Annotated in this window: 21 protein-coding genes, 1 tRNA gene, 1 other RNA gene and 2 pseudogenes; 13 read left to right on the forward strand and 12 right to left on the reverse strand. The window is 61.5% G+C overall.

Going from position 1 to position 20,366, the window contains the following annotated elements:
* Positions 1 to 106: 106 nt before the first annotated feature.
* The 7 genes from HLH25_RS20750 to HLH25_RS06410 form a co-directional block, all read right to left on the reverse strand.
* Positions 107 to 757, reverse strand: coding sequence for a TonB-dependent receptor plug domain-containing protein (locus HLH25_RS20750; RefSeq protein WP_375288961.1), 651 nt, complete (start codon positions 755 to 757; stop codon positions 107 to 109).
* Positions 758 to 960: 203 nt separating this feature from the next.
* Complete coding sequence (locus HLH25_RS06385) at positions 961 to 1,404, reverse strand: c-type cytochrome (RefSeq protein ID WP_182973293.1); 444 nt, start codon at positions 1,402 to 1,404, stop codon at positions 961 to 963.
* Positions 1,401 to 1,814, reverse strand: a complete 414-nt coding sequence (locus HLH25_RS06390) for a c-type cytochrome (protein WP_182973294.1) — start codon at positions 1,812 to 1,814, stop codon at positions 1,401 to 1,403. The genes HLH25_RS06385 and HLH25_RS06390 overlap by 4 nt, the downstream gene beginning before the upstream one ends.
* A gap of 29 nt (positions 1,815 to 1,843) precedes the next feature.
* A complete protein-coding gene (locus HLH25_RS06395) occupies positions 1,844 to 2,383 on the reverse strand; it encodes a methylamine dehydrogenase light chain (protein WP_182973295.1) in 540 nt (179 codons plus the stop codon).
* A gap of 64 nt (positions 2,384 to 2,447) precedes the next feature.
* Positions 2,448 to 3,047, reverse strand: a complete 600-nt coding sequence (locus HLH25_RS06400) for a thioredoxin fold domain-containing protein (RefSeq protein ID WP_182973296.1) — start codon at positions 3,045 to 3,047, stop codon at positions 2,448 to 2,450.
* A 22-nt stretch (positions 3,048 to 3,069) separates the two neighbouring features.
* Positions 3,070 to 3,585: a MauE/DoxX family redox-associated membrane protein gene (locus HLH25_RS06405; RefSeq protein ID WP_182973297.1), complete on the reverse strand. Its 516-nt coding sequence runs from the start codon at positions 3,583 to 3,585 to the stop codon at positions 3,070 to 3,072.
* The gene (locus HLH25_RS06410) at positions 3,585 to 4,580 is read right to left on the reverse strand and encodes an amine dehydrogenase large subunit (protein WP_182973298.1); all 996 of its coding nucleotides are present in this window, start codon (positions 4,578 to 4,580) and stop codon (positions 3,585 to 3,587) included. Before HLH25_RS06410 ends, HLH25_RS06405 begins: the two co-directional genes overlap by 1 nt.
* Before the next feature lie 10 nt (positions 4,581 to 4,590).
* Here HLH25_RS06410 and HLH25_RS06415 point away from each other — a divergent pair, with 10 nt between their 5' ends.
* From HLH25_RS06415 to HLH25_RS06425, 3 genes and pseudogenes are all read left to right on the forward strand, one after another.
* Complete coding sequence (locus tag HLH25_RS06415; RefSeq protein WP_182973299.1) at positions 4,591 to 5,820, forward strand: AraC family transcriptional regulator; 1,230 nt, start codon at positions 4,591 to 4,593, stop codon at positions 5,818 to 5,820.
* A 103-nt stretch (positions 5,821 to 5,923) separates the two neighbouring features.
* Positions 5,924 to 6,769 (forward strand): annotated as a pseudogene (locus HLH25_RS06420) (IS5 family transposase).
* Between the two features lie 833 nt (positions 6,770 to 7,602).
* Positions 7,603 to 8,241, forward strand: a complete 639-nt coding sequence (locus HLH25_RS06425; protein ID WP_246401545.1) for a hypothetical protein — start codon at positions 7,603 to 7,605, stop codon at positions 8,239 to 8,241.
* Here HLH25_RS06425 and HLH25_RS06430 read toward each other — a convergent pair.
* Complete coding sequence (locus HLH25_RS06430) at positions 8,167 to 9,015, reverse strand: hypothetical protein (protein ID WP_182973301.1); 849 nt, start codon at positions 9,013 to 9,015, stop codon at positions 8,167 to 8,169. The two genes, HLH25_RS06425 and HLH25_RS06430, sit on opposite strands and share 75 nt — an antisense overlap.
* Positions 9,016 to 9,254: 239 nt before the next feature.
* On the opposite strand from HLH25_RS06430, the pseudogene HLH25_RS06435 reads away from it, so the two are divergent.
* Positions 9,255 to 9,982: pseudogene (locus HLH25_RS06435) on the forward strand (IS5 family transposase).
* Positions 9,983 to 10,246: 264 nt separating this feature from the next.
* Here HLH25_RS06435 and HLH25_RS06445 read toward each other — a convergent pair.
* Positions 10,247 to 10,336: transfer RNA gene (locus tag HLH25_RS06445), tRNA-Ser, on the reverse strand.
* Between the two features lie 280 nt (positions 10,337 to 10,616).
* Here HLH25_RS06445 and rplU point away from each other — a divergent pair.
* The 4 genes from rplU (at position 10,617) to proB (ending at position 13,573) form a co-directional block, all read left to right on the forward strand.
* The gene (gene rplU / locus HLH25_RS06450) at positions 10,617 to 10,931 is read left to right on the forward strand and encodes a 50S ribosomal protein L21 (RefSeq protein ID WP_182973302.1); all 315 of its coding nucleotides are present in this window, start codon (positions 10,617 to 10,619) and stop codon (positions 10,929 to 10,931) included.
* A gap of 69 nt (positions 10,932 to 11,000) precedes the next feature.
* Positions 11,001 to 11,270 carry a 50S ribosomal protein L27 gene (gene rpmA, locus HLH25_RS06455; RefSeq protein WP_114727575.1) on the forward strand — a complete coding sequence of 90 codons (270 nt, stop codon included), beginning with the start codon at positions 11,001 to 11,003 and terminating at the stop codon, positions 11,268 to 11,270.
* Positions 11,271 to 11,393: 123 nt separating this feature from the next.
* On the forward strand, positions 11,394 to 12,446 hold the full coding sequence (gene obgE / locus HLH25_RS06460) for a GTPase ObgE (protein ID WP_182973303.1): 1,053 nt from the start codon (positions 11,394 to 11,396) through the stop codon (positions 12,444 to 12,446).
* A complete protein-coding gene (proB, locus tag HLH25_RS06465; RefSeq protein WP_182973304.1) occupies positions 12,425 to 13,573 on the forward strand; it encodes a glutamate 5-kinase in 1,149 nt (382 codons plus the stop codon). The genes obgE and proB overlap by 22 nt, the downstream gene beginning before the upstream one ends.
* Positions 13,574 to 13,910: 337 nt before the next feature.
* Here the strand turns inward: proB and HLH25_RS06470 are convergent, their stop codons facing one another.
* Complete coding sequence (locus tag HLH25_RS06470; protein ID WP_182973305.1) at positions 13,911 to 14,621, reverse strand: hypothetical protein; 711 nt, start codon at positions 14,619 to 14,621, stop codon at positions 13,911 to 13,913.
* Positions 14,622 to 14,914: 293 nt separating this feature from the next.
* Positions 14,915 to 15,190 (reverse strand): DUF2312 domain-containing protein, encoded by a 276-nt coding sequence (locus HLH25_RS06475; RefSeq protein WP_114727655.1) that lies wholly within the window; start codon positions 15,188 to 15,190, stop codon positions 14,915 to 14,917.
* 254 nt (positions 15,191 to 15,444) lie between these two features.
* Here HLH25_RS06475 and zwf point away from each other — a divergent pair, with 254 nt between their 5' ends.
* The 3 genes from zwf to petA are packed head-to-tail and all read left to right on the forward strand — an operon-like array spanning position 15,445 to position 18,078.
* Entirely contained in the window at positions 15,445 to 16,926 is a 1,482-nt protein-coding gene (zwf, locus tag HLH25_RS06480) for a glucose-6-phosphate dehydrogenase (RefSeq protein ID WP_182973306.1), read from the forward strand.
* Positions 16,923 to 17,387 carry a hypothetical protein gene (locus tag HLH25_RS06485; RefSeq protein ID WP_182973307.1) on the forward strand — a complete coding sequence of 155 codons (465 nt, stop codon included), beginning with the start codon at positions 16,923 to 16,925 and terminating at the stop codon, positions 17,385 to 17,387. Before zwf ends, HLH25_RS06485 begins: the two co-directional genes overlap by 4 nt.
* Before the next feature lie 34 nt (positions 17,388 to 17,421).
* Positions 17,422 to 18,078 carry a ubiquinol-cytochrome c reductase iron-sulfur subunit gene (gene petA / locus HLH25_RS06490; protein ID WP_182973308.1) on the forward strand — a complete coding sequence of 219 codons (657 nt, stop codon included), beginning with the start codon at positions 17,422 to 17,424 and terminating at the stop codon, positions 18,076 to 18,078.
* Here the strand turns inward: petA and HLH25_RS06495 are convergent.
* Entirely contained in the window at positions 18,062 to 19,036 is a 975-nt protein-coding gene (locus tag HLH25_RS06495) for an alpha/beta hydrolase (protein ID WP_182973309.1), read from the reverse strand. The genes petA and HLH25_RS06495 overlap by 17 nt on opposite strands.
* An 88-nt stretch (positions 19,037 to 19,124) precedes the next feature.
* Here HLH25_RS06495 and rnpB point away from each other — a divergent pair.
* Both rnpB and mraZ read left to right on the forward strand, forming a co-directional pair.
* An RNA gene (gene rnpB, locus HLH25_RS06500) (RNase P RNA component class A) lies at positions 19,125 to 19,537 on the forward strand.
* A 352-nt stretch (positions 19,538 to 19,889) separates the two neighbouring features.
* The gene (gene mraZ, locus HLH25_RS06505; protein ID WP_182973426.1) at positions 19,890 to 20,363 is read left to right on the forward strand and encodes a division/cell wall cluster transcriptional repressor MraZ; all 474 of its coding nucleotides are present in this window, start codon (positions 19,890 to 19,892) and stop codon (positions 20,361 to 20,363) included.
* Positions 20,364 to 20,366 lie beyond the last annotated feature (3 nt).

Genomic DNA, 20,366 nt, shown 5'->3' on the forward strand with positions numbered 1-20,366 from the left:
CCGTGACCTATACAACGAAATCTGGCTGCTCGAACGGCACGGATTCATGTCTCCCAACGCAGTCCGAGCCAAGGCTCTGGCCAATGCGGCTATCGCCGCTTAGGCTTCAACTAACTGTCTCAAAAACCGAGGCCGGTACACCACCGCCCTGCGAGAGTTCCATCCCGGAAATATTGTCCTGGATTTCAGCCTGATCGATGTTGAGCCCGTTATACTGAAGGAATCCCTGATCCCCCATGGGGATTCCGTCAAGTGTCGCCCCGATCTGGCTCTGATTGAAACCACGAACATAAAGCGTGTTGGCCAGGGTATCCAGACCGAAGGCATCGTCGGACGCGAATGTCACACCGGGCGTGGTCGCCGACAATATCTGCATAGGGCTCGTGCCGGCCACAAAGCGGTCCATGACATGACGCGTCACGCTTGATTCCGCACCATGCGAGCGAAAACGCGAAGCCTGAATGCTGACCTCCTCCTCACGGGGCGGCGCACCCTTTCCTCCGGCTTCATTCCGGTGGACCGGCCGCGCATGATTTTTCTTGCTGACGGTATCCGCGCCATAAGCCGAAACACATCCCGACGCCATCAGCAGCGACAGTACAGGCAGAATCATCCGACGACGCAAAGCAGGACTGGAATGCCGCCGCATATCGGAATCGACGCCCTCTTCATCACCGCGAATAACAAGTCGCGCCCCCGTCTTCATGAACACGGCACCATCGACCCTATTCGCGAGAGACGCATTTCGTTTCTTCATCGTAACACTCCTTTCACAGAAAGATATTCCAGTCCCCTCGCCGACCCACAGAATGAGTACAGACAAGTTTAGAATCTATACTGATCGTCCCCGCTCCCAGCCCGCCGATATTCCACCGGAAACCGGATCTGGATAAATAAAGACGGAATTCAGACCCGACCGCCCCTATGCCTTCTTTTTGGCCGACATTGTAAAGACCACACTCAAGGCCAGGGATACGCAGGTGCCGTCAAACCACGCGCCGCAAGAATGTTCGCGACTTTCCTGCGATACTCGACAACATTTCCGATATTTTCCGCGCGAAGCCTGGCCACCTCCTCCGCCGTGAACGGCCTGGAGTCCGGCGACAAGGACTTTCCCGCGAAAGTCTTCATGATGTAATTCAGCACGGCCGATATGTCCTGATCGCTCAGGCTCGACCCGACAACTCCCGGAACATGCATGATATAGGCACGCCCTTCGGGAATATCGGCAAACATGCCCACCTGGCCGATAAAATTGGGTATGCCGTGTGACGGCATCCCTTCGCCATCAGCCAGATGACATCCGGAGCATTTGAGCAGATATTCATTTCGCGTCGGCATTGCCACCGCCGCGCATGAAGACGCCAGAACCAGCAGCCCCGCCCCGAGGATTGTCCGAATCATTTTAACGCAGCGTCCCGCATCATCATGATTTTGGCATGAGACGGCGGCGCCGCACGCGTGCGCGCAAAATCCTCCCCCGCGGCATGCGTGTCGATACCGTTCAGATCGTTGAATATATAGTTGGCAACCAGAGCCAGTTCGCCGTCGCTCAGATGATTCTGCGGCGGCATGGCAAGATCCGAATATGTCTCCCCTTCCGATACGATCTTTCCGACCAGGCCGGTCAACGCAACACCCGCGATATATTGGGTTCTGCCATCGCCCATCCCCTGCCAGAGCCGCTTGTTCGTCAGGGGTGGCGCGAGACCCGCCTGACCATTGCCGTTGCTCTGATGGCAGGCAGCGCAATTGTTCAGAAACAGGTCCTTTCCGGTATCGGCGCAATAGGCCGACGACGCCAGAAGGGTCAACGCCAGACAGAAAATACCGGCCGAATACTTCATTCCGCCATCCCCACGACCACGGCAACAGTGCAGTGGACGCCACTGCCTCCATTCGCGATACACCAGCTCGACTCGCTCGCAAGCCCCATGCGATATCCGGGGCGATCGCGTTCCTGACGCGTACACTCCTCGCCGCAGGCCCCGGCCTTCCCGCAACAATCGTTGTAGGAGACAAGGTAATTCTTGTTATCCTTCGGATTCCTGCATGTCCCGACCCAGGCAACCTTCGAGGGCGTCGTTCCAGGCGGACACTGCGTCACGCTTCCCCCACACTTGCTGCACAGCGATCCATGGAGCGAGCAATACCGCCAGTAGTCGCAATTATCGGGGATGGCGTTGGGATCACTGACATCCCGCGCGTGAGCGACGCCGTTGGAATTATCGTAAGGCAGCATCGGCAAAACCGCCCCCCCGACGAAAATCCCCCCCGCCTTGTGCAGAAAACTCCGTCTTCCGGCACGTCCGGCCAGGCGCCGCATACGCGCTTCCGCACGGGTATCGACCCATGAAAGCAGACTATCGATCAGATTATCCATCAGAAATGTTCCAATATTTTGAACGGGCAATAAGGGTTAAAGAGTGAGTCCGAAGACACTCGGATCAGTATTGCGCTACCGCCCGGTCATCGAGATAAGCCTGGATCGAACCGACCTTCATCTCGAAAGCATTGAACAGACTGTCGAACTGTTCCCGGCTGTTGATGAGCCCCTTGGCGCGGATGATGCCGTGTTCGTCGAAAAGCACCGCATAGGGCAGGCGTGCGACACGATAGGCCAGCCCAAGTTCCGCCGAGACGACATACGGATAGCTGGAAAGTCGGGCATTTTCGATAAAGCGTTTGTGCTGCCCATCCTCGCCATCGCTGGCCAGGATGACATCCAGCCATTGACCTTCCGACTTCCGAACCGAATCCAATATAGGCAGAAGCTTTTTGCAGATCGGGCAGGTCGGCGACAGAAAGAATACCAGCGTCGATCGCAGGGATTTCGGCCCTATGACGGCCTGCCCGCCCGTAAGGCTCGGAAGACTGAATTCGGGCGTGCGTTGCCCCACCTCGGGACCGGAATCGTTGACCAGCGCGCCCATGGGAGAAATTCTCTCGAAAAGAATTCCAACCTGGCGCGCGAGAGTCCAAAGACCGATCGCCAACGCCAGCACGACGAAAGTCAGAATCACAAGAAGGAAGACAACGAGTTTCATGACAAATCCCTGTAGACAGAAGCTAGCTGGCGCGCGTCACCATGGACGAATTGGCAATGATCTGATCACCGAGCAGAAAGACGACCCAAAGCAAAAACCCGCCGAAAGCCGCCACGGCATAATCCAGACCACCCGAAGACGAACTCTGTTGCGTCATCGCGATCGCGATCAACCCAAGAAGAATGCCGTTACGAACGACCAGCGGCCACGACAGCACCTGCGCTCCACCACCGCATCCACACTCTATATTTATACGGCCTCGATTTATGTTTATGGAAATCCCAAAGGAATAAAAAAACAGAAGCAGAGCCGCCAACGAAAGACCGAACATCCGTAACGCCGGCAATTCCTGGCTGAAGACGACCAGCAACTCCGCACCCACGATGGATGCGGACGCCGCGCGTACAAGCCGCAAAGGAATCAACCTGTAATCTTCGACGTAACCGGTAAAAACCGTAAATCCCGATATCTTATGGAAAAACGCACGCAGAAACACCAACGCGATCAACGTCGATATCGATACGGAAAGCATTGACATCAATGCGCACCCATAATCATGGTCGCGAACCCGAAATCGGTCCTTTGCGCGGACAGCTTCAGGGAATAGCCGTTCTTCGGGTTGATATCGTATTTTACGATAATATTCTTCTTGATATCCAGACCGAAGAGATTCGTCTGCTCGCCCTTCACGACGCCGATCGTCGAAATATCCTTTACAGGAGAGCGGGATACGATCTTCTTTTTCTTCATGTCATATGCCCAGATCTCGGTCGCACCATGATGATGCGTGCCTTCATGACGATTGGAGGACATGGCCATGAACATGATGCCCGTCTCGCTGTCATAGGTCATCACACCATAGCCGGAGGCCCCCCAACTGCCGGGAACGCCTTTCGTCGCAGCTATGACATCGACTTTCCTGATGACGCCGGACGCATCGGATACGCGATAGAGATTTCCATTGTAGGACAGGAACACCAGATCGGAATCGACACGAGCGGACGCCAGAAAAATCGGATCTTCATCGACATCGAAGATCTTCTCGCTCTTCTGGCTCGTAAAACTCTGCCCATCGGGGCTCAGCTTGAATGTCGCAAAGCTCCCGTCGCTACAGATCGCCGAATAGCCATATCCGCTTTCCATAGGATAAATGCCGTAACAGCCGGGCGAAGGGATTTCCTTTACGACTTTTCCCCTTTCCAGATCCACGACGGTCACCGACGTCGCGGGGGTGGCGTTCTGGATATAGATGAATTTTTCATCCGCGCTCAAACGCAACTGCGCGGCGTCGGGCGTATATTGCGTCAATTTATAAGGAAGTATTATTTCCTTTTTAACCGTATTTGTCGGAACATCAAAAATCTGCAGAACGTCTTCACCAGTGCCATACGCAACACGGCTCAGAAACCCCGATGCCATGTAAGCCGTATTGCCATCACGCGACAATGTCGCCAGTCCCCAGGACCCTCCGCTGACGTTCCCCTTCAACGTCAGATCCTTCGTCGAGAAGATATAGATCGTACTGGTCGCCATATCCATCTGATTGACAAAGACATTCGGACCCGGCGACATCCTCTCCTTCACGCTCACCACTTCAGGTACAAAAGCCGCATCATCAGCCCAGGCTCCGACAGGAAGCAAAGCCAGACCAGCCAACCAGAACCAGACCGAGGACTTTTTACTCATCGCGGCTTTCACCTCCAGCATTCGTTCCGTTATCGGAGCAGAACGGCGGGAGGCTCGATATCCATTTTCGAAAATTTTTCCTGTATGGAAACGTTCGAACGTCGTATATTCTGTTTCGACCTCAAAAAGGAAACCGCTGGTTACAGAGATGGCACAAGGGCTGGATTCAACGACCCATGTTTTTTTTGCGCCCTCCTTTCAGGAGTCAGGACTCCCGCTGTGGAATCAGCGCTATATACAGTTGGGGAAGGGTACGTTCAAAGGAACGGTCTCGGTTCTGACCTTCGGCAAGCTGACGCTCATCGAGGAAACGATCAATGTATCGGTCGGCCAGACGACATGTCCGCCGGACGGCACGATCGCGGTCGTTTTCCCCGCCCATCGGAGCGAATTGGGTACGATCAATGGGGAAGTCCGATCGGACAAGGCTTTCGTCCATGTCGGCGGCAGGGAAATCACCGTAAGCGGCGCGGAAAACTGCCGCGCTTATTACCTGCTTGTCCAACAAACCGATCTGCCGGAATTTGATTTCCGGAAATTCGGTGCCATCACACCGGTCGCCCCCTCCCTTCACATCGCGGAGATGTCGGCATGGCTTGCGAGCCTTTTCGCCGGCACATGGCAGCCGAAGATACGCTTGTCCGGGCGGACCGATCAGGTCCTGTCCGAAATCCTCCTCGATCGTGTCAAAGACATCCTCACCGAGATTCAGCAGAAAGCCAGCATTGCCCCGCTCCGCGGGACTTTCTCATACAGCCTGTTCCTCAAGGCCCAGCGTTTCATCGACGATTATGATGACGCGATCATGTCCGTGACCCGACTGACTGAGGAACTGAACATCCCGCCCCATATCCTGCGCGCGGCATTCGTGCAGACGACGGGCGTCTCCCCCCGCCTGTGGCTTCGTCAGCGGGCTTTGGATCGCGCGCGCCGCGCAATGCTCGATCCGGCGCAGGCCGGCAAGGGCGTATCCCAGATCGCCCTGGAATGCGGATTCTTTCACTTCGGACGTTTCGCGGGATATTACGCCGAAACCTATGGCGAACTCCCGATCGTGACCATCCGCAATACCTTGTCGATCCGATAGAGCGCGCGTATCGCCCTCGGTTATTGAGTGTCCGTCCAAGATCATCTTGAATCATTGGAATTGTTTGTGATTCCCTATCAGCGCGCCCGGTTCGCAGGAGTTTCTGAAGTGGACCGCCGAGAGCCGTGCCCGATATGACCGGAGCCAGCTTCGCTATCCGAGCGATCTGACGACGGACGAGGAATGGTCACTGATCGCTCCCTTGAGCCCGGCTGCCCGGCGTGGCGGCGCCAAGCGGACGGTGGATATACGGGAGGTCATGAACGGCCTGATGTATGTTCATGGAACGGGTTGCCAATGACGCGCGATCCCGAGAGACCTTCCGCCGCGCAGCACGGTAAATTACTATTTCTGCCACTGACAGCATGACGGCACACTCGATCGTCTGCACCGTCCACTCTACATCCCTCTGTCGGGCGCAGGCGGACCATGAGGCCAGCCCGACAGCGGCGATCATCGACAGCCACAGCGTCAAGAACGCCGAAAAAGGGGGCGGAGTACCGATCCATCCGGTTTTGACGCCGGCAAGAGGATCAAGGGCAAGAAGCGGCATGTCCTCGTCGATACGCAGGGCCTGTTGATGGAGGCAACGGTCCACGCAGCCGATATCCAGGATCGTGATGGCGGCGTCATGCTGATGGCGACATTGTTCGGGCTGTATCCGTTCCTTCTGAAACTCTACGCCGACGCGGGCTATCAGGGGGCAAAGTTTCAGCAGGGACGGGCGCATGTCTGCCGTTGTGTGAATGTCGAGATCATGCGGCGCTGTGACATCGGAAATTCGTGGTATTGCCCAAGCGCAGGATCGTGGAGCGCACCATCGCCTGGTTGAACCGCTGCCAACTGCCTGAGCAAGGATTGGGAGTGCCTCAATCGCAATGCACTCGCTTTCCTCCGATGGGCCTCAGTCCGGATGATGCTCAGAAGGCTCTGTAATCATACATCATGATCTTGGACGACTCTGCGCGAAACTGCCTCCCAGTGCTATTTGCCAAAGTAAATCTGGAAGAAGTATCTTTCGATACGATAAACAGGATGCGGTTTCTATGGTGACCCCACAGGTCAATTTCAAACTACTCACTCAGGGAAATGGCATTTTTGAAGAGATCTGATGCTTGATTATTGCAGAATAAGTTTTATATTTTGCATACTCAAAGTGAGATGTGGAATGGCTCAATTCGACTACAGTTCAAAGGTGCGGCGCGTATCGCCCTCCTCGGCGATGGCTCGCGTTCTGCGCGATCTTCACCGGGGCTTACCCGCGTGGGCGCACATGAAGGGCCGCGCAATGCCTGGCGGCACGGCTCGTACGGAAGAAGGGCTCCGTCAACGTGGTCTCGTCACGGGCTCCGGTCACAGTCTGTCCCTCACCGAGGCGGGCCGCGAGTGGGTCGCGCATATTGAGTCAGGAGGAGAATAAACGGACCTCCTTGCCCTGTTCCCAGAGAGTGGTGTCCGGTCCTCGCCTGTCGGGATCCCGATGTCGGTCCACATCGTTAAATAATATGCACGTCAAATTTATATATAAGCGAACAAAGTCAAATAACAAACTTCGCGAATCAATGATATAAGTTAATGACTTAATAATATTAAATAAGCAGCCTCTATTCGGGCAATCAAGCCCGAGTAGAGGTTTTTATGCCAACAGTCCTTCGTCCACTCCTGGACGCAATTGAGATAAACCACGGGCCCAGAATCGAGCTCGGTCGATATTTTCTTCAACTCGCAGAGGAAGCTCGCCAAATTGGAATATCGCTACATATGGGGCGCGGTAGCGGTCGCTTGAATGAAGTAAACAAGAGGAATCAGGACACTTGGAAACCCTTGGGACCCGTCTATGATCCTAGCGTTTCTAGTATTGACGAGGGGAACTCCATCTACATCGAAGGACAATGTGAGGGTGAACCAGTCCTGACGTTGATCCTGCGCCGGTATGATTGGCCGCAAAGCACGCTCCGCGAAGAATGGGAGTCTGGCCGCTTCGCCTATCGTGACCCGGACATCCAGATGGACCCAGGCGAACGATGGATCGCCGAAGCACCTGCGGCTGGAGAAATTTCGGGCCGGGTAGTGTTCGTCGGCGGTTTGTGGTCGCATCCGACATTCCGTCGCAAGCAATTGCCAGTGCTGAGCATTGCTTTGATGCGGAGTATTTCTCTCGCAACATGGCGCCCCGATTTCGCCATCGGTATGATTGAGACTGGGCCAATGACACGTGCTCTGCTTCCTCTCTACGGCTACCCGCCCATCCAGCCAGGAATGATGATCGTCGGTGGCTGGCGCACCTTTGAAAGCAATCTGATATGGGAAACGCCGAATATGCTCACGGAGCATGTTTTGAATAGTTTAATAGGCCCGGATCAGCCTGATCAAAGGAATCGACGTGACGAAGGTATCCGTCGCGCTCGTGCGCCAAGGTAAAATGAGCCTCTCATAACGGGACCAGAACCTGGAGCCATCGTGGCGTGTCACAAGCGCTTCGATGAGCTCCAGGCGCGGTGTCTGGTGCTGAGCAGCGGTAAAATAGCCGCGAGTTGTTGGAACAACATATGCGCTGTCAGGTAAGTCCCTGATGTCACGGCCGATGAAGTCATCACATGAGTTCTCCCCATATGATCTGTAGCTGCTGGGCCATGCTTCAATCAGACACCGATCGCGATCCGGCATCCATGCCATGCCACCGTTTCCAAATGCTGTGTCTTCGCGTATCTGGGATATATTTTTGGTCGTAACATAGCGGCTTTCCTGTTCCCAGATATCCAATGCTTTGCGCATACCGATGCGCTTCGGATCCTGGATCCGATCGAGGGACAAGCCGATGATGGTGGGTGATCCCGGCGGCTCCAATGTCTCTGAAGTCGCCGCTTGCAGAGAAATCAGACGAGCGACGGCATCGTTAAGATTATGTATGACTTCAAAAGGAGCAAACGGCGTGCCAACGCGCTCGAGGACGAAGCGCGACTCGCCATTATACAGGATGATCTCGAGTACAGTCTGAAGACAGGGCGCAGGAAACAGAGCAGGCTGAAAGCGGATGCGTGTATAGCGGGGAAATGTCGCAATCGCTGCAAAACCAAGATTGTTGATCGCGTAAGCGACGAGATCAACGTCCCGACCAAAATACCCAAGGTATTCAAGAAAATCAGGACTATTTTCATAGAATATCTTTCCGTCAGAACTAACAATTAGGATCATTTTCTCGTTCTTTATATTCAAGATCGGTCAACACTTGCCTTTTATCTATATGGCAGCAACCCGAGACATAACAAATGGCTCTGGTTTCGGAAGATGCTGAGTGTCCGTCCAAGATCATCTTGAATCATTGGAATTGTTTGTGCTTCGCTGTCAGCGCGCTCGGTTCGCAGGAGTTTCTGATGTGAGCGGCCGAGAACCGTGCCCGATATGACCGGAGCCAGCTTCGCTATCCGAGCGATCTGACGGACGAGGAATGGTCACTGATCGCTCGCCTGATCCCGACTGCCCGGCGTGGCGGCAACAAGCGGACAGTGGATATACGAGAGGTCATGAACGGCCTGATGTATGTTCCTGGAACGGGTTGCCAGTGGTGCACGATCCCGAAAGACCTTCCGCCGCGCAACACAGTCAATTACTATTTCTGCCGCTGGCAGCACGACGGCACACTCGATCGCCTGCACCATGCGCTCTACATCCTTTGTCGGGAGCAGGCGGGCCATGAGGCCAGTCCGACAGCGGCGATCCATCCGGTTTTGACGCCGGCAAGAGGATCGCGGGCAGGAAGCGGCATGGCCTCGTCGGTACGCAGGGTCTGTTGATGGAGGCAACGGTCCACGCAGCCGATATCCAGGATCGTGATGGCGGTGTCATGCTGATGGCGACATTGTTCGGACTGTATCCGTTCCTTCTGAAACTCTACGCCGACGCGGGCTATCAGGGGGTAAAGTTTCAGCAGGGACTGGCTCATGTCCGCCGTTCTGTGAATGTCGAGATCGTGCGGCGCTGTGACATCGGAAAATTCGTGGCATTGCCCAAGCGCTGGATCGTGGAACGCACCATCGCCTGGTTGAACCGCTGCCAACGCCTCAGCAAGGATTGGGAGTGCCTCAATCGCAATGCACTCGCTTTCCTCCGATGGGCGTCAGTCCGGATGATGCTCGGAAAGCTCTGTAATCATAGATCATGATCTTGGACGGACCCTTGGAAAGTGAGGTCGTCCGGTGAGACACCTTCGGTCAGCCAGACGCCATTGTCCGCCCGATAGAACAGGAACCCGGCCCGGAACACCTGGCCGGCTTCCACAGCCAGGATAACTGCCGTCCCGTGTCGCCACGATCCTCGTGCAAATTATCCCCGGAAGGTCATTTGCACGGATTTGCACAGAAATTAAGGCACAATTTTTCAGTGGGAAATTTTCACAACCTAAAAAGTGGCTGTTTTCTGCGGTCTCTGGCGGAGAGGGTGGGATTCGAACCCACGGTACGCTTGCACGCACAACGGTTTTCGAGACCGCCCCGATCGACCGCTCCGGCACCTCTCCGTCTTCGCTAGCGGCGATGGATCGGGCTTATAGGGTGGTGCCGCAGGGCGTGCAAGAGACCTTGATGCGTTTTTCCGACATAATATTCGCCCCTCTCCCCGCCCCCCCGTCAATCGGCGGTTGACGGCGCGCGGCAGCCGGCAGTAAAAGCCGCACCTCGCCCCCGCGCTGACGAGGGGTAGCCGTGCCCGCACGGCCAATAAAAAAAAGCGACTGGGTCGCGTCGCCTGTCCCACCACGGGGCCGCACGCGCCAAGAGATCGGAAAGACAGGTTAGAGCATGTTTGCAGTCATTCGCACCGGTGGAAAGCAGTATCGCGTTTCCCCCAACACGATCCTGAAGGTCGAGAAGCTGGAAGCCGAAGCCGGCTCCACCATCACCTTCACCGACGTCCTCGCCGTCGGCGGCGAGAGCGGCACGACGATCGGCGCCCCGCTGGTCCCCGGCGCCACCGTGACCGCCACGGTCATCGCGCAGGACCGTCTGGACACGGTCATCATCTTCAAGAAGCGCCGCCGGCAGAACAGCCGCCGCAAGAACGGCCATCGCCAGCCCGTCACCGTGCTGCGCATCGCCGAGATCAACGCCGCCTGAACCCGCCAGGCGGCCTAGCAGCGCCGCCGGCAGGCTTATCAGGTCAGTTCAGAGTCAGGAGTTCAGGCAATGGCACAAAAAAAGGCAGGCGGTTCATCCCGCAACGGGCGCGATAGCGCCGGACGTCGTCTCGGCGTCAAGAAGTTCGGCGGCGAGAGCGTGATCGCCGGCAACATCATCCTCCGTCAGCGCGGCACCAAGATGAAGCCAGGCACCAATGTCGGCCTCGGCCGCGACCACACCATCTTCGCGCTGGTCGATGGCCACGTGAAGTTCGAGCGTCGCGCCGAAGGGCGCGTGCATGTGTCGGTCGAGGCGCTGCCGATCGCGGCCGAGTAAGCTCCCCGCTTCTCGGGACCGTTTTCGACCCTGCGAAGGGCCGGTCCTCGGGACCGGCCCTTTTTGCGTCATGGCGGGGTATCATCCCCGACCAGGACCACACGCTGCCACCGGACCATTACGATGAAATTCCTCGACCAAGCCAAGATCTACGTAAAGTCCGGTGACGGCGGCGACGGCGTCGTGGCCTTCCGGCGCGAGAAATACATCGAATTCGGCGGTCCGGACGGCGGCAAGGGCGGGCGCGGCGGCGACATCGTGTTCGTCGCGGCCAGCAACCTGAACACGCTGATCGATTTCCGCTACACCCAGCATTTCCGCGCCCGCAAGGGCGGCAACGGCGCCGGCTCCGATCGCACGGGCGCCGCCGCCGCACCAGTCGTGATCCAGGTGCCGATCGGCACCCAGATCTTCGACGAAGACCGCGAGACGATGCTGGCCGACCTCGACGAACCCGGCAAGCGCATCGTGCTGTGCCATGGCGGCGATGGCGGCCACGGCAACGCGCATTACAAAACCAGCACCAATCGCGCCCCCCGCCGCGCCGACAAGGGTTGGCCGGGCGAGGAACGCTGGATCTGGCTGCGCCTGAAGCTGATCGCCGATGTCGGGCTGGTCGGCCTGCCCAACGCGGGCAAATCCACCTTCCTCTCCGTCGTCTCGGCCGCCCGGCCCAAGATCGCGGACTACCCTTTCACCACCCTGCATCCGCAACTCGGCGTCGTGCGCCTGTCGGTGTCCGAGGAATTCGTCATCGCCGACATCCCCGGCCTGATCGCCGGCGCGCATGAGGGCGCGGGCCTGGGCGACCGTTTCCTCGGCCATGTCGAACGCTGCGCGGTCCTGCTGCACCTGATCGACGGCGCGGCCGGCGACGTGGTCAAAGCCTGGCGCACCATCCGTCACGAGCTGGAAGCCTACGATCCCGGCCTTGCCGCCAAGCCGGAGATCATCGCCCTCAACAAGATCGACGCCATGACCCCGCAGCAGATTTCCAGCCGCCGCCGCGCGCTGGAAAAGGCCAGCGGCGCAAAGGTCGTCACCCTCTCCGGCGTCACCCGCCAGGGGCTGGACGACGTGCTGCGGCTGTTGCAGGACGAAGTCACCGCGATCCGCGAGGCCGAACGCGACGAGGCCCCACCGGCCGCCGCCCAATGGCCCGAGCCCACGCCGTGACATCCGCCGAACTGCCCAGCCTGGGCACAGCCCGCCGCCTCGTCGTCAAGATCGGCAGCGCGCTGGTGGTGGATTCGCAGAACGCAACCCCGCGCACCGACTGGCTGGACAGCGTGGCGGCCGATGTCGCCGCCCTGCAACGCAGCGGCACCGAAATCATCCTCGTCTCCTCCGGCGCCATCGCGCTGGCCCGACATAGCCTGGGCATGACCCGCCGCACCCTGCGGCTGGAAGAAAAACAGGCCGCCGCCTCGGTCGGGCAAATCCGCCTGGCCCAGGCATGGACCGACGCCCTGTCGGCCCACGGGCTGGTCGCGGCGCAATTGCTGCTGACCCCCGGCGACACCGAAGACCGCCGCCGGTACCTGAACGCCCGCGCCACGCTCGACACCCTGCTGGGGCTGGGTTGCGTCCCCGTGATCAACGAAAACGACGCCATCGCCACCACCGAAATCCGCTTCGGCGACAATGACCGCCTGGCGGCACGGGTCGCGGAAATGACGGGCGCCGACCAGCTCGTGCTCCTGTCGGACATCGACGGCCTCTACACCGCAGATCCCCGGATCGACCCGACCGCCCGCCACCTGCCCGTCATTACCGCGCTGACGGCCGATATCGAGGCCATGGGCGGCGCCCCGCCACCGGGCTATTCCTCAGGCGGCATGCGCACCAAGCTGATGGCGGCCCGCATCGCCACCCAGGCAGGCTGCGCCATGGCCATCACGCTGGGCAAGGACCCGCACCCGCTGGCGCGCCTGCGCGACGGCGCGCGCTGCTCGTGGTTCCTGCCCCTCCCCGAGGGGCGCTCGGCCCGCAAACGCTGGATCGCTGGCGGCCTGGCCCCGGCCGGACAGATAGCGATCGACGACGGCGCGCGGCGGGCACTGGCGGCAGGCTCATCCCTCCTCCCGGCCGGCGTGCGCACGGTCGAGGGCACGTTCGAACGCGGCGATCTCGTTCTGGTCACCGACATGGACGGCAACGAGATCGCACGCGGCCTGTCAGCCTACGGCGCCACCGACGCCCGCCAGATCGCCGGCCACCGCTCGGACGACATCAAAACCCTGCTAGGCTGGCGCGGACGAGACGAAATGATCCATCGCGACGACCTCGTCTTCACAGCCTGAGCGGAGATGCGCGCTGGTGGCGATCCGACGCGCGTTCCCTCCGCTTCGGTGCTCACGGCCATCAAGGCCGCTCCGCTCCGATGCTCGGAAACACACGACGGCCGTGCCGCTGCGCGCCACTCTCACTTACCAGCCCACATCTCCGCTCAGGCTCAAATGCGGCAGCACGCGATCCGGCGCGCGTTCCCTCCGTTTCAGGGCTCACGGCCATCAAGACCGCCCCACTCCGATGCTCGGAAACACACGACGGCCATGCCGCTGCACGCCACTCGCGCTCACCAGCCCACATCTCCGCTCAGGCTGAATACGACCGCCTACGCTTGAGTTGTAACCCGGCTCAGGTACGCGGCGGCCAGCGCAGAGAGGGTTCGGATCGCGGCCGATCGCTCCAATCGTCCTCACGCGACGCCCGCACCTCACGCCCGGCGGGCATGCGATAGACCGGCCGCACGGGCACCTCGTCCACGGCTTCGGGCGCGACGGGCGCAACCGGCGGCGGCATCACGGGCGGCCGCGCCGCTTCAGGCGGCACGTAAGCCGGGTCGCGTGGCGCGGCGGCCGGCCGGTCATGCCAGGGCATGGGCCGCGCAGTATCATGCGAAACCGGCGCACCCGAACGCGGCGCATAAGCCGGCGGCTCGACCGGCGGCGCGGCGCGCACGCTGGCCGGGGCGGCAGGCGGCGGGTCGAAATGGGTCGGACGGGGGGGCGAGACCGGGCGCTCAGGCCGCGCCGCATAGGCGTCGCTGGCCACCACAGGTCCCGGCGCGCGTGCCGGCGGCGGCACCACGGGCTCGACCACCGGCGCCGCAGTGGGCGCGGGGCGTGGGGCCGCCGGCGAAACCGGCACCCGCTCCTCGGGCCGAACGGCCAGCACCCGCAATTCGGCTTGCAGATCCTCGATCTGCAACGCCAGGGCATCCAGCCGCCCCTTCACGCCGAATACCGCGAACGGCACCAGCATCCAGAGGAAAATGAACAGCATCCCCAGAATCAGCAGCGCCAGCTGCAACCACCAGGGCATCCAGTCGGAAAACGGAAACGGCATCTGCGCACGACCACGGAAAGTACGAACCCCACCGCCCATGTGACCAGATCAGCCACCACCAGCGCAAGGATCGCGTGAACGCCTATAACCCCAGAACAACCACGCCTCGGGACCCCGCCCCTGAGACGTAAAATCTGCCGTGAAAGCCGGTCTGCCGAGCGAGAGCGCCGCCCGGCGGCGCGCCCGTCGTGTGTTTCCGAGCATCGGAGCGGAGCGGCCTTGATGGCCGTGAGCACCGAAGCGCAGGAAACGCGCGTCGGATCGCCGGCAGAGCGGCTTTCACGGCAGATTTTTTACATGCCGAGGGCGCGGCGGTAGATATCGAGCAGCGTCTCCTGCTCTTCCACCTCGGCCGGCTCCTGCTTGCGCAGGCGGATGATCTGGCGAATGACCTTCACATCGAAACCGGCGGATTTTGCCTCGGTGAAAATATCCTTGATGTCGCCGGCCAGGGCCTTGCGCTCTTCTTCCAGGCGCTCGACGCGCTCGATAATGCTGCGCAGCCGGTCCGCCGCAATCCCGCCGACCGCCGCCGCCTTGTCGTCATCACCGAAATTTTCCGCGTCCATGGAACGGCCTGCCTCCAGCATGGGGATGAAATCTCGCCCTCCGATCCGCCCCCGATCAGGGGACCGGGCCGCAACCGGTCAGGGAACGGGGGGCTTATCGTGACGTTGCCGGCCGGTCAATGGCAACTTGACAGGTCGCGGCGCCTCGGCCCAAACCCGTTCAAGGCAGGTCGTCCCCATCCCAACGGTGCCGGTCCCCGCAGGGCCACAGCGCCCCAATAATGCTCCGATCCGATGCAAGGAGGCCATAATCGATGCCCCAACTCCCCCCCGTCGATGTTTTCGACTATATCGTCTTCGGCGCCACCGGCGACCTGACGATGCGCAAGCTTCTGCCGGCACTGTATTATCGCTACCGCGATGGACAGATCCCCGATCAGTCCCGCATCGTCGGCACCGCCCGCTCGCCCCTGTCCCGCGCCGACTATCAGGGCCGTGCTGAAAAGGCCCTGACCGAATTCGTCAAGCCGGCCGATTTCGACGAGGCAACCGCGCGCCGCTTTCTCGACCTGATCCATTATGTCAGCCTGAACGGCGCCGAAGCCGACAGCACCTGGCCGGCGCTGCAAAGCCTGCTGACCGAGGCGCCGGAAGACCGCATCCGCGTCTACTACCTGGCCACCGCCCCCGGCCTGTACGGCCAGATCTGCGAGAATCTCAGCAGCCACGGGCTGGTCACGGCGCAGTCGCGCGTCGTGCTGGAAAAGCCGATCGGCACCGACCTGGAAAGCGCGGACGCGATCAACGACCATGTCGGCCGCTACTTCCCCGAAAACCATATTTTCCGCATCGACCATTATCTGGGCAAGGAAACGGTCCAGAACCTGATCGCCCTGCGCTTCGCCAACCCGGTATTCGAGCGGCTGTGGTCCAGCGACGCGATCGACTATGTCCAGATCACCGCCGCCGAGACGGTGGGCGTCGAAAGCCGGGGTCCGTACTACGACAAATCCGGCGCGCTGCGCGACATGATCCAGAACCATCTGCTCCAGGTGCTGTGCCTGGTGGCGATGGACCCGCCCGGCTCGCTGGAGGCCGACAGCCTGCGCAACGAGAAGCTGAAGGTGCTGCACGCCCTGCGCCCGATCGCCCCCGACGACGTGGCGACCTTCACGGTGCGCGGCCAGTACGCGCGCGGCCGCACCGCGGACGGCACCACCCTGCCCAGCTATCTGGAAGATTTGGGCGAGGACGCGACCAGCGACACCGAGACCTATGTCGCCATCCGGGCCGAGATCCATTCCTGGCGCTGGGGCAACGTGCCGTTCTACCTGCGCTCGGGCAAACGCCTGGCCGAGAAATGCAGCGAGATCGTCATCCAGTTCAAGGCGGCCCCCTGGTCGATCTTCCCCGGCAAGCCGCGCGCCAACCGGCTGCTGATCCGCATCCAGCCGGATGAAGGCGTCACCCTGTCGGTGTCGACCAAGGACCCGACCCCGACCGACAGCCTCGCCCTGCGCCCGGCCGACATCAACATCGCCTTCGAAAAGGCTTTCGGTACCCGCTACCCCGACGCCTACGAACGCCTGCTGCTGGATGTGGTGCGCGGCGACCCGATCCTGTTCATCCGCCGCGACGAGGTCGAGGCCGCATGGCGTTGGATCGATCCGATCCTGCGCGGCTGGGCTGAGAACAAAGCCCCGCTCCACACCTACCCGGCCGGTAGCTGGGGTCCCGAAGCCGCACGCGCCCTGCTGGCCCAGGACGGTCACGCGTGGCACGAGGACATGGCATGAAAACACCAACCTCCATAACCTCCGCCACGCCGGGGACAACGCCGCCGCGCCGCCCCCGGCGCACCATGCGCCAGCGCATCATCCGCCGGGTGGCCATGGTGGTGCCGCTGGTGCTGCTGGCCACGCTCGCCGCCCGCATGGGCTGGCTGGACCAGGCGGCGGACCAGATCACCTTCCGTCACGCGAACTGGTTCGACGACACCGCGCTGGTCGAGCATTTCCGCACGGTGGTGACGCATAACGGCATGACCGACACCCCCGGCCGCTGCCTGCTGTTCATCGTCAACGGCAACGATCCTCCGGATGCCGCGCGTTTCGACGTGATGGAAAAACATTCCGGCTCCTGCCCGGGCGACGGCAAGACGCTGCCCAAGCTGTTCACGCTCAAGGTCAACCGCATCGACCAGACCGTGCAGACCGACTGGGGATCGCCGGGCACATACCACCCGATGCCGAAGTGACACGCCTTACCGACCGAGCCCCGACAGACACCGCATGACCACGACCAGCCCGACCGACAGCACCGCCCCCGTTGCCCCTGCCACCGGCAAGCGGCGCGATTTCCTGACCCTGCTGACGGTGGCGGCGGGCGGCGCGGGCGTGGCGGCCTTCTCATGGCCGTTCCTCGACAGCCTGCGCCCCGGCGACGCCGGCTCGGCCCGCCCGCCGATCGATGTCGACGTGTCGAAACTCCCCCCCGGCCAACAGATCACGGTGGTCTGGCACGGCAGCCCGGTCTTCATCACCCACCGCACGCCCGAAGCCCTGGCGCGGCTGCAACAGGCGGCGCTGACGACGCGCCTGCGCGACCCGTCCTCGGGCACGGTGCAGCAGCCGTCCTACGCCGCCAACTGGCACCGCTCGATCGTCCCCGCCTATGGCGTGGTGGTTGGAATCTGCACCCATCTGGGCTGCGTGCCGACCTATTCCCCGGCACCCGACCCCACCACGCCGGTCGCCAACTGGCCGGGCGGCTATGCCTGCCCCTGCCACGGCTCGAAATTCGACCTCGCCGGCCGCGTCTTCATCGGCGCGCCGGCCCCCTACAACCTGCCGGTCCCCCCGTACGCGATGCCCACCCCCACCACGATCCGCATCGGCGAGAACCCGCCAGGCAAGGATTTCGACTTCTCGACTATCCAGCAGATCTGACCGCCCCGGCGAAGGCCGCGCGCAGGCGCCGCCCACCAAAGCGGATCGCCGCCTTCCCCCACGGCATGAACGAATACATGTTCAGGTAGCCGTGGATGGTGCCGGGAAAGCAGCGAACCTCCGCCTGCCCGCCCGCCGCCCGCAGCGCCTCGGCATAACCCGTGGCCTCGTCGCACAGCGGATCGAACTGCGCGGGCACGATCACCGCCGGCGGCAGCCCGGCCAGCGAATCGGCGAAGATCGGCGCCAGCAGCGGATGGGTCAGGTCCTCCGGCGTGCGGGCATATTGCTCGCCATACCATTCGATCAGCCGGGCCGTGAGCATGTAGCCCTCGGCATACCGCTCGCGCGACGGCACATCCCGCGCCCCGTAGAGCGACGGGTAATACAGCAGTTGCATCGCCAGGTCCGGCCCGCCCCGGTCGCGCGCCAGCAACGCCAGCACCGCCGCCAGATTGCCGCCGGCACTGTCCCCGGCCACCGCCACCTTGCCGCCCCAGCGCCAGGCCTCGCCCGCCAGCCAGTCCAGCGCCGCCAGACAATCCTCGATCGCGGCGGGAAACCGATGCTCGGGCGCCAGACGGTAGTCGTAGGACAGCACCACCGCCCCCGATTCCCGCGCCAGCCGGCAGCAGATCCCATGATGGGAATTCAGCCCGCAATGCACGAAGCCGCCGCCATGCATGAACAGCACCGCACCCCGCACCCGCCCACGGGGCACATACAGCCGGGCCGGCCGCAATTCCGTCGCCCCCGGCACCCGCAGGGCCAACACCTGCCGCAGCGGCAGGCTGGAAAGCGCCTGCGGAAAACAGGGCTTGTCCAGCACCCGGCGCAGCGTATCGAGCGTACGCGGCCGGCCCGCCTGCCGCCGGGACCGGCCACGGCCACCCAGATGCCGCATCAGCAGGCGCGCCATCACGCCGGGCTGCTCCCGCCCCGTCCCCGAGCGATTCATGCGCGTTCCTCCGCCACCAGACCCTCTTATGTCTGATGCGGCGCATTCGCCCTTGACGCAACCCGTCGTCGCGGTCAGTTTCCGCCAGCCAGACGGTCGGGCGACCGCTGTTGCATGGGTTTCCATGCGATGGAGGAAAGTCCGGGCTCCACGGAGGAACGGTGCCGGCTAACGGCCGGCGGGGGCGACCCCAGGGAAAGTGCCACAGAAAACAGACCGCCCACACGGCATTCCGGTTCGCCGGAGATGGTGCGGGTAAGGGTGAAACGGTGCGGTAAGAGCGCACCGCGCCCGCGGCAACGCGGGCGGCAGGGCAAACCCCACCGGGAGCAAGACCGAATAGGAACGGCAGACGGGTCGCTCGCGGCACCGTCGGGGGCTCCTCCGCCCCGTCGTTCGGGTTGGTCGCGTGAGGCGTGCCGCGAGGCGCGTCCCAGAGGAATGGTCGCTCATCCTTCTTCGGAAGGTGGACAGAACCCGGCTTACAGACCGTCTGGCCTCGTTTCCCCCACGTCTCCATCGCATCGCATCGCATGCCGGAGTCCGCATCACGCGGCCGGCAGTCCTGCGAACAATACATGTTCTCGTTTTGATCTCACCAAAACTAGAACAGAACATAAACATTCATCATTGATTGACATTGCTCTCCGAAACGTGGGCGAAGACTGGCGCCCGGCAATGTCTCGACTGGAACAATTCTCAAAAAACAGCGGTTTTCCGCCAGAATTTCCGCGCGTTTAATTTGACCTCCCATAAAATCCCATGATATCCCATGCAAACCCAGCACGGCACCCATCCGGCGCCGGCGCGCCTGCGTCCACCAACCATTCCAGCCGAGGGAGCATCGCAGAGCGTGAGTGTATTCCTCGGCACCCATCAGAATCGCCTGGACGCCAAGGGCCGCGTCTCGATTCCGGCCGCTTTTCGCACCGCGCTGCGCAGCCAGGCCGCCGCCGGAGAATCGCTGGTGATCCTGCGCCCCTCGCACCTGCATCCCTGCATCGAAGCCTGGCCGCCCGCCGCCTTCGCCGCGCTCAGCCAGCCCCTGGACCGCATGGACATCTTCTCCGACGACCATGACGACCTGGCCGCCGCCCTCTATGCCGACGCCTACCCGATGGATGCCGACCGCGAAGGCCGGATCATCCTGCCCGAGCCGCTGAAGGAGCATGCCGGCCTGACCGAAGCGGTGGCCTTCATGGGCGTGGGAAAGATTTTCCAGATCTGGGAACCCGCCGCCGCCGAACGCCGCCGCGCGGAAGCCCGCACCCGTTCGCGCGCACTCTCCGGCGCCCGCCCCACCCCGCGCCCGGACGCCGACGCATGAACG

The organism is Gluconacetobacter dulcium (assembly GCF_014174165.1).
In the GTDB taxonomy this organism is placed as follows: domain Bacteria; phylum Pseudomonadota; class Alphaproteobacteria; order Acetobacterales; family Acetobacteraceae; genus Gluconacetobacter; species Gluconacetobacter dulcium.